This is a genomic window from Pseudomonas sp. 210_17 TE3656 (genome assembly GCF_054821965.1).
Genome location: NZ_JBTRBC010000001.1, coordinates 2,188,271 through 2,203,065, shown reverse-complemented (window position 1 = coordinate 2,203,065; position 14,795 = coordinate 2,188,271). Strand labels below are relative to the sequence as shown.

The following is a 14,795-nucleotide window of genomic DNA, read 5'->3' as shown; positions in this document are numbered from 1 at the left end:
GTTCAACGCGCCTGCACGTAAGTGCCGGGCGCGGGGTCCATGGGAGGGTAGTTCTGGTTACCCAGAGCCATCAGGGTTTCGCGTTGCGCGCCGGAGCGCGCCTGAATCCATTCCAGCCATTGCGGCCACCAACTGCCTTCGACCTGCCTGGCATCGTAGAGCCAGGCCCGCGGGTCACTGCTCAGGCGCGGATTGTCGACATAATTGGCCTTGGGATTACCGGGTGGGTTGAGGATGCTTTGCACGTGGCCGCTGTTGGCCAGGATGAAGCGTTTGTCGCCGCCCAGCAGCAGGGTCGAGCGGTAGACCGCATCCCAAGGGGTGATGTGGTCGTTGTTGCCGGCCACGCTGAAGCTGTCGACGTTGACTTTCTGCAGGTCGATCGGTGTGCCGCAGACCTCAAGACCAGCGGCATGCGCGAGCGGGTTGTGCTTGAAGAAGTCCAGCAGGTCGCCGTGCAGGGCCGCCGGCAGGCGGGTGTTGTCGTTGTTCCAGTAGAGAATGTCGAAGGCCGGTGGTGCCTTGCCGAGCAGGTAGTTGTTGACGAAGTAGTTCCAGATCAGGTCGTTGGGGCGCATCCAGGCGAATACCTTGGCGATCTCCCGGCCATCAAGCACGCCCTGCTGGTAGGAGCGACGCTTGGCCGCTTCCAGGGTCTGCTCGTCGGCGAACAGGCTGGCGGGGCTGTCGATCTGACTATCAAGCAGGCTGACCAGGTAGGTGGCACTGCTGACCCTGCGCAATTGTCGCTTGGCCTGCAGGTGGCCTTGCAGGGCGGCCATGGTCAGGCCCCCGGCGCAGGCGCCCATCAGGTTGACCTCGCGGCTGCCGGTGATGGCCCGGCAGGCATTCATGGCTTCTTCCAGGGCTTCGACGTAGCTCGACAGGCCCCATTCACGATGGCGCGGGTCGGGGTTGCGCCAGCTGATCATGAAGGTCTGCAGGCCATTCTTGAGCATGTACTGCACGAAGCTGTTGGCCGGGCTCAAATCAAAGATGTAGAACTTGTTGATCTGCGGCGGTATCACCAGCACCGGCCGGGCGTACTGTTTCTCGCTCATCGGTTTGTACTGGATCAGCTCCAGCAGCTCGCTGCGAAACACTACTGCACCTGGCGTGGTGGCCAGGTTGCGACCGACCTCGAAGGCATGGGGATTGACCTGGCGCGGCAAGCCATCGTTGTGACGCAGGTCGTCGACCAGGTGGTTCAAGCCGCGCACCAGGCTCAGGCCGCCTGAGTTGAACAGCTCCTTGACCGCAGCGGGGTTGAGCAGGGAGTTGCTCGGCGACATCGCATCGTTGAGCAAGGCAAACAGAAAGTGCGCGCGGGCGCGGTCATCGGGTTCCAGCTGGCTTTCATCGATCCATTGCCGGGTCTGTTTCTGCCAGGCGAGATACGCCTGCAGACCACGGCTGTAAAAGGGATTGAGACTCCACGCCGGGTCCTTGAAACGGTTGTCGCGCGGGTTGGGCTGGTGCGGGGTGTCGCCGAGCAGCACGCGCCCCAGCTGGTTGCCCAGGGCGAGCATGTGCTTGGCCGTGTGCAGTGGATGGCGCAGGCTGTGGCGGCTGACATTGCGCAACGTGGACAGCAGGTCGCGCCCGCGCAGGCCGGTGATTGCATTCTGCACGTTCATGTACGAAGCGGGGACCGGTACCGACCCCTTTGCGGGCTTGTCTTTCATCAGGCAACACTCCGTCGTCAGGCCATCTACAAACAGATCAATGCAAGAGCGACACCAACCTCATGTCAGCGTCTTAACCGGGGGCTGGGCGTGGGTGCATGACGGCGCGTTGGCGCTCTTGCTCGAGAAACTTCATGATGATCGGGGCCACCGCTTCGGCCCGGGTGATCAGGAACAAGTGACCGTCGTCGATTATGTGTAGCTGGGCATTGGGAATACGCCAGGCCAGCAGACGCATATTTATCAGTGGAATCAACGGGTCATCGTCACCGGCCAGTACCAGGGTCGGCTGCTGGATCTTGTGCAGCCAGTGGATGCTGGTCCAGCCAAGCCCGGCGAACAGTTGCCAGTAGTAGCCGAGCTTGCCTGAGGAACGCACCTTGGCGGCGTGCGCCATGGCCAGGTCAGGGTCGCGGCGAAAGGCCCCGCCATAGATCTGCGGGGCGATGCGGATGACATGCGACGGTTGGATGTAGCGCCTGGGACTTGCCATCAACCACAATACTTTCGGCTTGCCCGGCACCATGACTGCGCCCGCCGCGGTAGCCGCCAGCACCAGTTTCTTGCAGCGCTCGGGATAGTCATGGGCAAACTGCTGCGCCAGTGCACCACCCCAGGACACGCCAATGGCATTGACCTGCCCATAGTCGAGGTAATCGAGCATGCGTGCGGTGAGCTTGGCCAGCCCGGGAAAACGGTAGGGATGCCTGGGCGTTGACGAGCCACCGACACCCGGCACGTCGAAGGCGATGACCTCCAGGTCCGGGTCCAGGGCCTGGATGAACGGGAACACCAGCTCCAGGTTGGCGCCGATGCCATTGAAGATCAGCAAGGGCGTCAAGTGCGGCTTGCCGGGGCGAACCGCGGTGCGGATGGTCTGGCCACCCAGGTCGACGGTTCTGAATATATACGGTTGCGGCATGCGCGAGGCCCTGTGGTGGAGAGTTCGCCGCGACCAGCAACTGGCCGCGGCGGCCGCTGCAATCAACGCTCGTGAACGTAGGTCCCCGGCGATGCTTCGCCAGCGGGGTAGGCCCTGTTACCCAGCCGCGCCGGCGCTTTCTTCAGTTCCCCGGAGCGTGCCGCCATCCAGGCCTGCCAGTGCAGCCACCAGGAATCGGTGTGCTTGTGGGCATTCTCTTGCCAGTCGCTGGCCAGGGTCGGCAGCTCGCTACCGGTCATGTAGCGTGCCTTGGGGTTGCCCGGCGGGTTGAGGATGCTCTGGATATGCCCGCTGTTGGACAGCACGAACTCGACATTGCCGCCAAACAGCTGGGCCGAACGGTAGCAGGACTGCCAAGGGGTGATGTGATCGGTGGTGCCGGCCAGGCTGTAGATGTCGGCGGTGACTTTCTTCAGGTCGATCGGCGTGCCGCACACTTCCAGTGCATCTGCACGGGTCAGTGGATTACTTTTGAACATTTCGATCAGGTCGCCATGGAAGGCGGCCGGCAGGCGCGTGGTGTCGTTGTTCCAGAACAGGATGTCGAACACCGGCGGCTCGTTGCCGAGCAGGTAGTTGTTGACCCAGTAGTTCCAGATCAGATCGTTGGGGCGCATCCAGGCGAACACCTTGGCCATGTCGCGGCCTTCAAGCACCCCGGCCTGATAGGAGTGGCGCTTGGCGGTTTCCAGGGTTTGTTCGTCGACGAACAGTGCGACCTGGTTGTCGAGGGTGGTGTCGAGGACGCTGACCAGCAGGGTCAGGGCATTGACCTTGGTTTCGCCCAGCGCTGCGTAGTGACCGAGCAGGGCGGTGCAGGTGATGCCGCCGGAGCAGGCGCCGAGCATGTTCAGGTCTTTGCTGCCGGTGATCGCCAGGATCACGTCGACGGCTTCCTTGAGCGCATCGATGTAGGTCGACAGGCCCCATTCGCGCTGGGCCTTGGTCGGGTTGCGCCAGCTGACGATGAAGGTCTGTACATTGGAGCGCAGGCAGAAGCGCGCCAGGCTCTTCTCCGGGCTCAGGTCGAAGACATAGAACTTGTTGATCTGTGGCGGCACCACCAGCAGCGGGCGGGCATGCACCTGTTCGGTGATCGGCCGGTACTGGATCAGTTCCAGCACGTCGTTGCGAAACACCACTGCGCCTTCGCTGGTGCCCAGGTTCTTGCCGACCTCGAAGGCCTCCATGTTCACCTGGCTGGGCATGCCGCCATTGTGGACCATGTCCTTGGCCAGGTTCGACAGGCCGTCGAGCAGGCTTTTGCCGCCGGTTTCAAAGAAACGTTTGACCGCCGCCGGGTTGGCCGCGCTGTTGGTCGGGGCCATGGCTTCGGTCATCAGGTTGATGACGAAGTGACCGCGACTGATGTCCTGGTCCGACAGGTTGCTGGTATCGATCCAGTCGTGCAGTTCTTTACGCCAGGCAAGGTAGGTCTGCAGGTAGCGGCGATAAAGCGGGTTCTGGCTCCAGGCCGGGTCATTGAAGCGACGGTCGTCGCTCTCCGGTTGCAGGGCCGACTTGCCGAAGATCACGTTCTTGAGTTCCAAGCCGAAATGCGCGACATGCTTGGCACTGTGCAGCGGTTGGCGAACGGCCTGGCCCAGCACCATTCGCGCAGATGTCAGCAAATCCTTACGGCGCAAGCCGATCACCGGGTTCAGGCCCAGTGTGTTTTCCGAGGCTTGGCGCTGCAGGTCATCGTTGTTCTTGTTACTCATCTACGACGCTCCGTTGTCCTGAGACGAGTACCGGCCTGCTGTGCGCGTTACACAGACGAGTGCCCGGTACTGCTGCTCGGGTGACCAGTAATAACGAACTGCGGTCCTGCGGCCGGATGCAAACGACGATGAGCCCTGCGGGTATTTTCTGCTGGAGAAGACTGCCTGCTTTCGCTCGCGACCTCTGCATACCGGCTCGACCCTGCTTAAAATCAATGCAGGGAACTTGCCAGATCCATTGGTTACCCGACTTTCGAGTGTTGCGCAAGACGGCCATTCATTGGCCGCTGAGCAGGCATTCAAGCAAATAGAATTAGAAAATGCGCTCTAAACCATGGAAGGCCCGAGCTAGAGCATCAGCTTGACGATGGACTCGTTGGGGTCGCGCGATTTTCCGGCCTTGGCCAGCTCGGCGAGATAGTCATCCCAGAGTTCCTGCTGGCGCAGGCACAGTTGCTCCAGGTATTCCCAGGTGAACAGGCCGCTGTCGTGGCCGTCGTCGAAGGTCAGCTTCAGTGCGTACTGACCGGCAGGTTCCAGGCCGCTCAGGCCGACGCCAAGCTTGCCGTACTGGAGGATCGGGTTGCCGTGGCCCTGGACCTCGGCGGAAGGCGAGTGCACGCGCAGGAATTCGGCGGGCAGGTGGTACACCTCGTCTGGCCCGTAGGTCAGGGTGAGGGTCTTGGAGGCTTTGTGCAGGTTGATGCCGGTGGGGATTCTGGCCATGTGGTTCAGGGCCGCAAGCGGCCCTGCCTGTAAGAGAGTGAGGCTTACAGAATATAACGAGAAAGGTCTTCGTTCTGCGCCAATTCGCCGAGGTGGCTGTTGACGTACTCGGCGTCGATACGGATCGGCGCTTCGTTGTGGGCGCTGGCCAGGTCACCGGCACTGAACGACACCTCTTCAAGCAGGCGCTCGAGCAGGGTGTGCAGGCGACGGGCACCGATGTTCTCGGTTTTCTCGTTGACCTGCCAGGCGATCTCGGCCAAGCGCTTGATACCTTCGGCGGCGAACTCGATGTGCAGGCCTTCGGTTTTCAGCAGCTCGCGGTATTGCTCGGTCAGCGAGGCGTGCGGTTCGCTGAGGATGCGCTCGAAGTCTTCCGGGCTCAGGGCCTTGAGTTCGACGCGGATCGGCAGACGGCCTTGCAGCTCAGGGACCAGGTCGCTCGGCTTGCTCAGGTGGAAGGCACCGGAGGCGATGAACAGGATGTGGTCGGTCTTGACCATGCCCAGCTTGGTGTTCACCGTGCAGCCTTCGATCAGCGGCAGCAGGTCGCGCTGCACGCCTTCGCGCGAAACATCGGCGCCGCCGACATTGCCACGCTTGGCAACCTTGTCGATTTCGTCGATGAACACGATGCCGTGCTGCTCGACCGCTTCCAGGGCCTTGGCCTTGAGCTCGTCTTCGTTGACCAGGCGGCTGGCTTCTTCATCGCGCACCAGCTTGAGTGCTTCCTTGACCTTGAGCTTGCGGCTCTTGCGCTTGCCCTTGCCCATGTTGGCGAACAGGTTCTGCAGCTGGTTGGTCATCTCTTCCATGCCCGGTGGCGCGGAAATGTCGACGCCCATGGCTTCGGCCACTTCGATCTCGATTTCCTTGTCATCCAGCTGGCCTTCGCGCAGGCGCTTGCGGAACAGTTGGCGGGTGTTGGAGTCCTGGGTGTTGACCTGGTCTTCGTTGAAGCCGGTGCGTGCCGGTGGCAGCAGGGCATCAAGGATGCGCTCTTCGGCGGCGTCTTCGGCACGGTGGCCGACACGGACGATTTCCTGCTCGCGGAGCATCTTGATCGCGGCATCGGCCAGATCACGAATGATCGACTCGACGTCACGGCCAACGTAGCCGACTTCGGTGAACTTGGTCGCTTCGACCTTGATGAACGGGGCATTGGCCAGTTTGGCCAGGCGCCGGGCGATTTCGGTCTTGCCGACGCCGGTCGGGCCGATCATCAGGATGTTCTTTGGCGTGACTTCAACGCGCAGCTCAGCCGGGAGCTGCATGCGCCGCCAGCGGTTGCGCAGGGCGATGGCGACGGCGCGCTTGGCGTCGTCCTGGCCGATGATGTGGCGGTTGAGTTCGTGGACGATCTCGCGGGGGGTCATGGACATGGTTGTGATGGTCCTTGGGCTCGATAAGTCAGCGTGGAAAAGCCCGGCCACCGGGGCCGGGCGCCAGAACAGCTGAATTACTCGGCCAGGTCCTGCTCCTCGATAGTCAGGTGGTGGTTGGTGAACACACAGATGTCACCGGCGATGTTCAGGGCGGTCTCGGTGATTTCACGGGCCGAGAGGTCGGTCTTTTGCAGCAGGGCGCGGGCAGCGGCCTGGGCGTAGCCGCCACCGGAACCCATGGCGATCAGGCCGTCTTCGGGTTCGACCACGTCACCGTTGCCGGTGATGATCAGCGAAGCGTCCTTGTTGGCAACCGCCAGCATGGCTTCCAGACGGCTCAGGGAACGGTCGGTACGCCATTCCTTGGCCAGCTCGACGGCGGCGCGGATCAGATGGCCCTGGTGTTTTTCCAGCTGGCCTTCAAAACGTTCGAACAGGGTGAATGCGTCGGCGGTGGCACCGGCGAAGCCGGCGATGACCTGACCGTGGTACAGGCGGCGGACTTTCTTGGCGTTGCCTTTCATCACGGTGTTGCCGAGAGAAACCTGGCCGTCGCCGCCCATGACGACTTTGCCGTGGCGGCGAACTGAAACGATGGTGGTCAAGGGAGAGTCTCCACGCAGCGGGGCGAAAATGCCTGATGCAGACTCATATGGGGGTGGTGGGAAGGATTTCAACCTTGAAGGATGAGTGGTCAATCTTTATCGCGGGGCAAGCCCGCTCCCACAGGACTATCACCATCCTGGTGGGAGCGGGCTTGCCCCGCGATGATCAGGCTTCGTGGCTGATGTGCCCATCGACCAAGGTATAACGCACCGCACCCGGCAGGCAGTGGCCGATGAACGGGCAGTTGTCGCCTTTGGAGCGCCACTGCTCACCCGCCACGGTCGAGGCCTTGGCATCGAACAGCACCAGATCGGCGGCACCGCCGACTTTCAGTTGCCCGGCCGGCAGGCGCAGGGCCTCGGCAGGGCCGCTGGACAAACGTTGCAACAAAGTTGGCAGGTCGAGCAAGCCATCTTCCACCAGGGTCATCGCCAGTGGCAGCAGCAGTTCGACGCTGCTGATGCCCGGCTCGGTGGCCCCGAACGGTGCCAGCTTGGCATCGCGCTCGTGCGGCTGGTGATGACTGGAGATCGCCTGGATCACCCCGGACTTGACCGCCTCGCGCAGGCCATCGCGGTCAGCTTGGGTGCGCAGCGGCGGTTGTACGTGGTACAGGCTGGAGAAGTCGCGCAGCGCTTCGTCGGTGAGAATCAGCTGGTACAGCGCCACGTCGGCGGTGACCGGCAGGCCCAGTTCCTGGGCCTGGGCGATCAGGCGCGCGCCACGGGCGCTGGTCAGCTGGCTGAAGTGCGCGCGTACGCCCGTCTGTTCGACCAGCAGCAGATTGCGCGCCAGGGCCACGGTTTCGGCGGTTTCCGGGATGCCCGGCAGACCGAGGAAGCTGGCCATTGCGCCTTCGTGGGCGAGGCCGCCCTCGGCCAGGTCGCGGTCCTGGGAGTGGAAGATCACTGTCAGGTCGAAGGTTGCCGCGTACTCCAGGGCACGTGCCAGGGTACGGTTGTTGCCAAAGGCTTTCAGGCCGTTGCCGAACGCCACGCAGCCGGCGTCGCGCAGGGCAATCAGCTCTGCCAGCTGTTCGCCTTCCAGGCCTTTGCTCAGGGCGCCGATCGGAAACACTTTGCTGTGCCCGGCTTCGCGGGCGCGGTCGAGGATCAGCTCGGCGACGGCCGAGGTATCCAGCACCGGCTTGGTTTGCGGTGGGCAGCACAGGCTGGTGACGCCGCCAGCGGCCGCCGCGCGGGTTTCGCTGGCGATGCTGCCCTTGCGGCTGTAACCCGGCTCGCGCAGGGCGACGTTGAGGTCGACCAGGCCGGGGGCGGCGATCAGGCCTTGGGCGTCGATGCTGCGCGCCGGCTTGAAGCCTGCGGGGGCCGCGCCGATGGCGACAATCTTGCCAGCATCAATGTGCAGATCAGTGGTCTGGTCCAGGCCGCTCAGGGGGTCGATGACCCGGGCGCCGAGAATACTGAGGGTCACTGGGCGTTCTCCTGCTCGAATTGACGTTGCGCGGTCTGTCCGCTCATGGCCATGGACAGTACGGCCATGCGCACTGCGATGCCGTAGGTGACCTGGTTGAGGATCACCGAGTGGGCACCGTCGGCCACCGCCGATTCGATCTCCACGCCGCGGTTGATCGGCCCCGGGTGCATGACGATGGCATCGGGCTTGGCCCCGGCCAGGCGTGCGGTGGTCAGGCCGAACAGGCGGTAGAACTCGCCTTCGCTGGGCAGCAGGCCGCCGGCCATGCGCTCACGCTGCAGGCGCAGCATGATCACCACGTCGACGTCCTTGAGGCCCTGTTCGAGGTCGGTGTAGACCTTCACGCCGTACTGCTCGATACCGATCGGCAGCAGGGTTTTCGGGCCGATCACGCGGATGTCCGGGCAGCCCAGGGTCTTCAGGGCGAGCATGTTCGAGCGCGCGACCCGCGAATGCAGGATATCGCCGACGATGGCCACCGAGAGATTCTCGAAGCCGCCTTTGTGCCGACGAATGGTCAGCATGTCGAGCATGCCCTGGGTCGGGTGAGCGTGACGGCCGTCACCACCGTTGATGATCGCCACTTCCGGGCAGACGTGCTCGGCGATGAAGTGCGCGGCGCCGGAGTCGCCGTGACGCACGACAAACATGTCGGCGGCCATGGCTTCAAGGTTGCGCAGGGTGTCGAACAGGGTTTCGCCCTTGCTGGTCGAGGAGGTCGACACATTCAGGGTGATGACGTCGGCCGACAGCCGCTGGGCGGCCAGTTCGAAGGTGGTACGGGTACGGGTGGAGTTCTCGAAGAACACGTTGCAGACGGTCTTGCCGCGCAACAACGGGACTTTTTTAACGGCCCGGGCGCCGACTTCCAGGAAGGAGTCGGCGGTGTCGAGGATTTCGGTCAGCAGTTCGCGGGGCAAACCGTCGAGCGAGAGAAAGTGGCGCAGCTGGCCCTGATCATTGAGCTGCAGCGGGCGCTTGGCGTCGATTGGCGTCATCGCGAGGGACTCTTAAAGGGCGGAAGCGGAAGCGAGGTCCTGGCGCTCGAGGGCGAGCGGTGCGGGTCCGGTCAATTTTACCCGTTCATGGGCGGCCAGCGACAGCGTCGCGCCGACCACATTCGGGCGGATCGGCAATTCGCCGGCATCCAGATCGAGCAGACACACCAGCGTCACACTGGCCGGACGGCCATAGTCGAACAGTTCGTTGAGGGCAGCGCGGATGGTACGACCGCTCATCAGCACGTCGTCGACCAGGATCAGATGCTGGCCTTCGATCTCGAATGGCAGCTCCGATGGGCGCACTTGCGGGTGCAGGCCGTTCTGGCTGAAGTCATCGCGATAGAACGAAACGTCGAGGGTGCCGAGGGCGGCATCGCTGCCCAGTTCTTCGAGCAGGGCCTGGGCAACCCAGATGCCCCCGGTACGGATGCCGATGAAGCGTGGCTCGCTAATGTTGCGCCGGGCCAGATGGGCACGAAGGTCGACAGCCATCTGCCGGATCAGTTCGGCGGGATTGGGTAGGCTCATGCTTGCTCCTCAAGAGGCCGGGGGCGCAGCGCTGGCCCGGCTTGAATCCGATGATCAGGATTGCCCGGTATTGGCCTCCAGCCAGCCTTGCAGCAGCAGGGCGGCGGCAATGGCGTCGACCGGGTTGTCGCGGTAACTGCCACGCTGGCCGCCGCGGGCCATGCGCTCGCCCTTGGCTTCGAAGGTGGTCAGGCGTTCGTCGTGGGTATGCACGGGCAGGTTGAAACGGCCGTTCAGGCGCCGGGCGAATTTTTCGGCGCGGGCACTCATTTCGCTGGGGGTACCGTCCATGTTCAGTGGCAGGCCAACGACGATGGCGTCGGGCTTCCACTCCTGGATGAGTTTTTCCACCTGGGTCCAGTCCGGTACACCGTTCTGGGCCTTGAGGGTACACAGCTCGCGGGCCTGGCCGGTGATGACCTGGCCGACGGCGACACCGATCTGTTTGGTGCCGTAGTCAAAGCCCAGCAGCAGACGCAGTTCGGCCATCAGGCGTGCCCCGCCTGGCTGGTCAGCAGGCTCAGGTTGATGCCCAGGCTCGCCGCTGCGGCGGCCAGACGCTGCTCGCAGGCCATGCCGAAGATGATCTCGGGGTCGAACGGGCAGTTGAGCCAGGCGTTGTCGGCCAGTTCCGCTTCCAGCTGGCCGGCTTCCCAGCCCGCATAGCCGAGGGTGATCAGGCTCTGCTTCGGCCCGCCACCATCGGCGATGGCGAACAGCACATCCTGGGAAGTGGTCAGCGACAGACCGTCCAGCTCGATGGTGGCCTGGAAGCTCTTGTCACTGGTGTGCAGGACGAAGCCTCGGTCGCTTTGCACCGGGCCGCCCATGTAGATAGGTACCTGAATGCAGCTGGCTGGCGGCTCGACGTTCGGGCGCAGTTGTTCGAGGATATCGGCCAGGTTGAGCTCCTGGGGCCGATTGACCACCAGCCCCATCGCGCCATTGGCGTTGTGCTCGACGATGTAGGTCAAGGTATGCGCGAAGTTCGGGTCGGCCATGTGCGGCATGGCGATCAGGAACTGATGCTTGAGGTAACTCGGGCTGAGGTTTTTCATGGCTATTAGTGTGGCGTCGGTACGGCAGACTGACAAGCCTGAAGTGTGGGAGCGGGCTTGCTCCGCGATGCGATGTTACTGACAGGCCGCAATCGCGGGGCAAGCCCGCTCCCACCGGTTAATTGCTGGACAGGCGGTCGCCGCGGGCGAAGCGCCAGGTACGAATGATCTCCAGCCGGTCGATGTCGGCCAGATCGCCGGTAAACGGTGCAAATGGCGCCGCCAGGCGAACAATGCGCTGGGCGGCCTGGTCGAGCAGCGGTTGTCCGGAAGACTCCAGCACCAGCACTTCATAGAGCGAGCCGTCGTGGTTGATCGAGACCATTAGCCGCAGGCTGCCGTAGATCTGTTGGCGACGGGCTTCGTCAGGGTAATTGAGGTTGCCGATGCGCTCGACCTTCTTGCGCCATTCATCCTTGTACCAGGCGCCCTTGTCGCGCATGGTCGAGGCGGCGTTCAGGCGATGGATACGCGGGCGCTTGGCGTACAGCTGTTGCTCGTTGGAGAGCTCGGCTTCGAGGCTGGCGATCTGGCTGGACAGCTGCGAACTGTCAAAGTCCGGGGTCGCAGCCTTGGGTTTGGGCTGCGGCTTGGCTTCTTTGGGCCGGGTTTCGACCTTTTGCGGCTTTGGCGCTTGGGTGGCGACTACGGCTTTGGGCGGCGCCGGTTGCGGCTGCACTTCGGGCTTGGCCGCGGGAGGCGGTGTCACCTTGTTGATCTTGCTGTCCTGGAACGGTGCGACTTCGGTGGTCTTGGGCACCGCTTTCTTGTCCAGGGTGCCGCTGCCCTGCTGGTTATCCTGGGCCAGGAAGTCAGCCTTCTGCGGGGCTTTCTCGCTCTTGAAGGTCGCCAGGGTGATTTCCATGGTGCGGCGGATTTCTTCCGGCTTGGCAATGGTGAAGCCCACGCCGAGGATCAGCGCCAGGTGCACCAGCGCTGCCAGGAACAAGGTAAAGCCGAGCCGATCCGCCGGGCGAACGCGGGGCGGGGTGAAGTCGGCGGGGATGTCAGCAGGCAGCGTCATCAGGTATCCAGCAGCCGCGAGGCCGGGCGGAAACCGGCAGAGCGGGTGCACAGGTCAAAAAAACGACCGGCATGATACCCCACTCTGCGCGGTTGCTCCGCGTCGGCGGTCAGCGCGCCTTGAGCTTGCGATCAATGGCATCCATCAGCTGTACGCCAATGCGGGTGCCAAAGGCGTTGTCGATTTCGCGGATGCAGGTCGGGCTGGTGACGTTGATTTCGGTCAGGTGCTCACCAATGACGTCCAGGCCAACGAACAACAGGCCTTTCTCGCGCAGGGTCGGGCCGACCTGTTCGGCGATCCAGCGATCGCGGTCAGTCAGCGGGCGGGCTTCGCCACGGCCGCCGGCGGCCAGGTTGCCACGGGTTTCACCGCTGGCCGGAATGCGCGCCAGGCAGTAAGGCACCGGCTCGCCATCGATCATCAGGATGCGCTTGTCGCCGTCGACGATCGCCGGCAGGTAGGCCTGGACCATGATCTGCGAGGCACCATGCAGGGTCAGGGTCTCGAGAATCACCGAGAGGTTCGGGTCGCCTGCGCGATGGCGGAAGATCCCGGTACCGCCCATGCCATCCAGCGGTTTGAGGATCACGTCGCCATGTTCGGCGGCGAATTCGCGAATGATGTCCGGGCGACGGCTGACCAGGGTCGGCGGTGTGCACTGCGGGAACAGGGTGGCGAACAGCTTCTCGTTGCAGTCGCGCAGGCTCTGCGGACGGTTGACCACCAGCACGCCAGCGGCTTCGGCCTGTTCCAGCAGGTAGGTGCTGTAAACGAATTCCATGTCGAATGGCGGATCCTTGCGCATCAGGATCACGTCCAGATCGCTCAGGGCGTTGTCTTGCTCGGCTTCCAGCTCGAACCAGTGCTGAGGATCGGCGAACACCTTCAGCGGGCGCATCCGCGCGCGGGCCTGGCCCTTGCCCTGGTAGAGGTCCTGCTGTTCCATGTAGAACAGCGACCAGCCGCGTTCCTGGGCCGCCAGCAACATGGCCAGCGAGCTGTCCTTTTTGTAGGAGATGGACGCGATGGGGTCCATGACAATCCCGAGGCGAACGCTCATGGGGTAGTTCCTCTCGGCGGCGCTATGCCGCAGTAGCTCGAATGAAAAGTGGCGTCAGGGTGGCGCTCGCAGCGCTGGCGGTCAAGGGAAAAACGCATCCTGGACGGCGCTGCGGCGGGCCGTGGCGCAGGCCGATGGAATGCACCCCCAGAGTGTGCTAAAAAGGCCTGGCACGTGGCCTGCACGGCCTTTCCAGGCGACGCTTGAGCAGCGATGGTAGAGCAATTATGGAACAGCCCGGCGCGGCACTGAAGGTGATGGTGATCGATGACTCGAAAACGATCCGTCGCACCGCACAAATGTTGCTCAATGAAGCAGGCTGCGAGGTCATCACCGCCACCGACGGCTTTGATGCGCTGGCCAAGATCGTCGACCAGCATCCGCAGATCATTTTCGTCGACGTGCTGATGCCGCGTCTGGACGGTTACCAGACCTGCGCCCTGATCAAGCACAACAGTGCTTTCAAGGACACGCCGGTGATTCTCCTGTCGTCCCGTGACGGCCTGTTCGACAAGGCCAGGGGCCGCGTGGTCGGCTCCGATCAATTTTTGACCAAACCTTTCAGCAAGGAAGAACTGCTGGATGCAATCAGGGCCCATGTGCCCGGGTTCGCCGCAGAAGAACAACACGCACCCTGACGCCGCGCCCCGGCAGCGGCGTCCAGTCCTTTGATGGGGAACAGCATGGCCCGAGTTCTGATCGTCGACGATTCGCCGACCGAAATGTACAAACTGACCGGAATGCTCGAAAAACACGGGCATCAGGTGCTCAAGGCCGAGAATGGCGCCGATGGCGTGGCGCTGGCGCGTCACGAAAAGCCGGATGCGGTGCTGATGGATATCGTCATGCCCGGTGTCAACGGTTTCCAGGCGACCCGTCAGCTCAGCAAAGACCCGGAAACAGCCGCCATCCCGGTGATCATCGTTACCACCAAGGATCAGGAAACCGACAAGGTCTGGGGCAAGCGCCAAGGCGCCAGCGACTATCTGACCAAGCCGGTGGATGAAGAGACCCTGATCAAGGTGCTCAACGGCGTGCTCAAAGGTTGACCACCCAACCCATGGGCGAGTCGCTGACGGCCTTCGAGCTGCTGCTGGACATCGACCGGCGCTGCCGGCTGCTGGCGGCCGATCTGCCGTTGCAGGAAACCCGCCTGCAGAGCTGGAGCGGTATTGGCTTTCGCATCGGCGAACAGTGGTTCGTCGCGCCCATGGGCGAGGTCGCCGAAGTCCTGCATGAGCCGCGCCTGAGCCGGATTCCCGGGGTAAAACCCTGGGTCAGCGGGGTGGCCAACCTGCGTGGGCGGCTGCTGCCGGTCATGGACCTGTGCGGCTTTTTTGGCCTCGGGCTGTCGGCACCGCGCAAGCAGCGACGGGTGCTGGTGCTCGATCATGAAGAGCTGTTTGCCGGGCTGTTGGTCGACGAGGTGCTGGGGTTGCAGCATTTTCCCCTGCACAGCCTCGAACTGTCGCCGCCCACCCCGTTGCTCAGCGGTGCGGAACCCTTTGTCCAGGGCCATTTCCAGCAGCAACGCTGCTGGGCCATTTTCAGCCCGCTGGCCCTGGCCCAGGCGCCGGGCTTTCTCGACGTGGCGTTGTAAAGGAATGCCGGATTC

General features: G+C 63.3%; 16 protein-coding genes. 3 read left to right on the top strand and 13 right to left on the bottom strand.

Features of this window, described 5'->3' with window-relative positions; translation table 11 throughout:
• Positions 1 to 2: 2 nt before the first annotated feature.
• The 13 genes from phaC (ACVI9W_RS10375) to gshB form a co-directional block, all read right to left on the bottom strand.
• Positions 3 to 1,685 (bottom strand): class II poly(R)-hydroxyalkanoic acid synthase, encoded by a 1,683-nt coding sequence (gene phaC, locus ACVI9W_RS10375; protein WP_461529947.1) that lies wholly within the window; start codon positions 1,683 to 1,685, stop codon positions 3 to 5.
• A gap of 73 nt (positions 1,686 to 1,758) precedes the next feature.
• On the bottom strand, positions 1,759 to 2,607 hold the full coding sequence (gene phaZ / locus ACVI9W_RS10370; protein ID WP_157194498.1) for a poly(3-hydroxyalkanoate) depolymerase: 849 nt from the start codon (positions 2,605 to 2,607) through the stop codon (positions 1,759 to 1,761).
• 62 nt (positions 2,608 to 2,669) lie between these two features.
• Complete coding sequence (phaC, locus tag ACVI9W_RS10365; RefSeq protein ID WP_461529946.1) at positions 2,670 to 4,349, bottom strand: class II poly(R)-hydroxyalkanoic acid synthase; 1,680 nt, start codon at positions 4,347 to 4,349, stop codon at positions 2,670 to 2,672.
• 348 nt (positions 4,350 to 4,697) lie between these two features.
• Positions 4,698 to 5,075 carry a gamma-butyrobetaine hydroxylase family protein gene (locus ACVI9W_RS10360; protein WP_461529945.1) on the bottom strand — a complete coding sequence of 126 codons (378 nt, stop codon included), beginning with the start codon at positions 5,073 to 5,075 and terminating at the stop codon, positions 4,698 to 4,700.
• 44 nt (positions 5,076 to 5,119) lie between these two features.
• Positions 5,120 to 6,457: an ATP-dependent protease ATPase subunit HslU gene (hslU, locus tag ACVI9W_RS10355; RefSeq protein WP_157194495.1), complete on the bottom strand. Its 1,338-nt coding sequence runs from the start codon at positions 6,455 to 6,457 to the stop codon at positions 5,120 to 5,122.
• A 77-nt stretch (positions 6,458 to 6,534) separates the two neighbouring features.
• Positions 6,535 to 7,065, bottom strand: a complete 531-nt coding sequence (hslV, locus tag ACVI9W_RS10350) for an ATP-dependent protease subunit HslV (RefSeq protein WP_342623516.1) — start codon at positions 7,063 to 7,065, stop codon at positions 6,535 to 6,537.
• A 166-nt stretch (positions 7,066 to 7,231) separates the two neighbouring features.
• Complete coding sequence (locus ACVI9W_RS10345) at positions 7,232 to 8,503, bottom strand: dihydroorotase (protein WP_461529944.1); 1,272 nt, start codon at positions 8,501 to 8,503, stop codon at positions 7,232 to 7,234.
• Entirely contained in the window at positions 8,500 to 9,504 is a 1,005-nt protein-coding gene (locus ACVI9W_RS10340; protein WP_038997542.1) for an aspartate carbamoyltransferase catalytic subunit, read from the bottom strand. Before ACVI9W_RS10340 ends, ACVI9W_RS10345 begins: the two co-directional genes overlap by 4 nt.
• 12 nt (positions 9,505 to 9,516) lie before the next feature.
• Entirely contained in the window at positions 9,517 to 10,035 is a 519-nt protein-coding gene (gene pyrR / locus ACVI9W_RS10335) for a bifunctional pyr operon transcriptional regulator/uracil phosphoribosyltransferase PyrR (RefSeq protein ID WP_038615391.1), read from the bottom strand.
• Between the two features lie 54 nt (positions 10,036 to 10,089).
• Positions 10,090 to 10,524, bottom strand: a complete 435-nt coding sequence (gene ruvX / locus ACVI9W_RS10330) for a Holliday junction resolvase RuvX (RefSeq protein WP_038615389.1) — start codon at positions 10,522 to 10,524, stop codon at positions 10,090 to 10,092.
• Positions 10,524 to 11,093 (bottom strand): YqgE/AlgH family protein, encoded by a 570-nt coding sequence (locus ACVI9W_RS10325; protein ID WP_461529943.1) that lies wholly within the window; start codon positions 11,091 to 11,093, stop codon positions 10,524 to 10,526. Before ACVI9W_RS10325 ends, ruvX begins: the two co-directional genes overlap by 1 nt.
• 118 nt (positions 11,094 to 11,211) lie before the next feature.
• Positions 11,212 to 12,117, bottom strand: a complete 906-nt coding sequence (locus tag ACVI9W_RS10320; protein ID WP_461529942.1) for an energy transducer TonB — start codon at positions 12,115 to 12,117, stop codon at positions 11,212 to 11,214.
• 109 nt (positions 12,118 to 12,226) lie between these two features.
• Entirely contained in the window at positions 12,227 to 13,180 is a 954-nt protein-coding gene (gene gshB / locus ACVI9W_RS10315) for a glutathione synthase (RefSeq protein ID WP_038615383.1), read from the bottom strand.
• Positions 13,181 to 13,407: 227 nt separating this feature from the next.
• On the opposite strand from gshB, the gene pilG reads away from it, so the two are divergent.
• Genes pilG through ACVI9W_RS10300 form a run of 3 tightly spaced genes read left to right on the top strand, consistent with a single transcriptional unit; the run spans position 13,408 to position 14,780 of the window.
• Positions 13,408 to 13,818: a twitching motility response regulator PilG gene (pilG, locus tag ACVI9W_RS10310; RefSeq protein ID WP_038615381.1), complete on the top strand. Its 411-nt coding sequence runs from the start codon at positions 13,408 to 13,410 to the stop codon at positions 13,816 to 13,818.
• Between the two features lie 45 nt (positions 13,819 to 13,863).
• A complete protein-coding gene (gene pilH, locus ACVI9W_RS10305) occupies positions 13,864 to 14,229 on the top strand; it encodes a twitching motility response regulator PilH (RefSeq protein WP_038615379.1) in 366 nt (121 codons plus the stop codon).
• The gene (locus ACVI9W_RS10300; RefSeq protein WP_191830663.1) at positions 14,226 to 14,780 is read left to right on the top strand and encodes a chemotaxis protein CheW; all 555 of its coding nucleotides are present in this window, start codon (positions 14,226 to 14,228) and stop codon (positions 14,778 to 14,780) included. Before pilH ends, ACVI9W_RS10300 begins: the two co-directional genes overlap by 4 nt.
• Positions 14,781 to 14,795 lie beyond the last annotated feature (15 nt).

Coding starts and splice junctions, on each gene's coding strand:
- phaC (WP_461529947.1), bottom strand. CDS start 1,685: ATGAAAGACAAGCCCGCAAAGGGGTCGGTACCGGTCCCCGCTTCGTAC.
- phaZ (WP_157194498.1), bottom strand. CDS start 2,607: ATGCCGCAACCGTATATATTCAGAACCGTCGACCTGGGTGGCCAGACC.
- phaC (WP_461529946.1), bottom strand. CDS start 4,349: ATGAGTAACAAGAACAACGATGACCTGCAGCGCCAAGCCTCGGAAAAC.
- ACVI9W_RS10360 (WP_461529945.1), bottom strand. CDS start 5,075: ATGGCCAGAATCCCCACCGGCATCAACCTGCACAAAGCCTCCAAGACC.
- hslU (WP_157194495.1), bottom strand. CDS start 6,457: ATGTCCATGACCCCCCGCGAGATCGTCCACGAACTCAACCGCCACATC.
- ACVI9W_RS10340 (WP_038997542.1), bottom strand. CDS start 9,504: ATGACGCCAATCGACGCCAAGCGCCCGCTGCAGCTCAATGATCAGGGC.
- pyrR (WP_038615391.1), bottom strand. CDS start 10,035: ATGAGCCTACCCAATCCCGCCGAACTGATCCGGCAGATGGCTGTCGAC.
- ruvX (WP_038615389.1), bottom strand. CDS start 10,524: ATGGCCGAACTGCGTCTGCTGCTGGGCTTTGACTACGGCACCAAACAG.
- ACVI9W_RS10325 (WP_461529943.1), bottom strand. CDS start 11,093: ATGAAAAACCTCAGCCCGAGTTACCTCAAGCATCAGTTCCTGATCGCC.
- ACVI9W_RS10320 (WP_461529942.1), bottom strand. CDS start 12,117: ATGACGCTGCCTGCTGACATCCCCGCCGACTTCACCCCGCCCCGCGTT.
- gshB (WP_038615383.1), bottom strand. CDS start 13,180: ATGAGCGTTCGCCTCGGGATTGTCATGGACCCCATCGCGTCCATCTCC.
- pilG (WP_038615381.1), top strand. CDS start 13,408: ATGGAACAGCCCGGCGCGGCACTGAAGGTGATGGTGATCGATGACTCG.
- pilH (WP_038615379.1), top strand. CDS start 13,864: ATGGCCCGAGTTCTGATCGTCGACGATTCGCCGACCGAAATGTACAAA.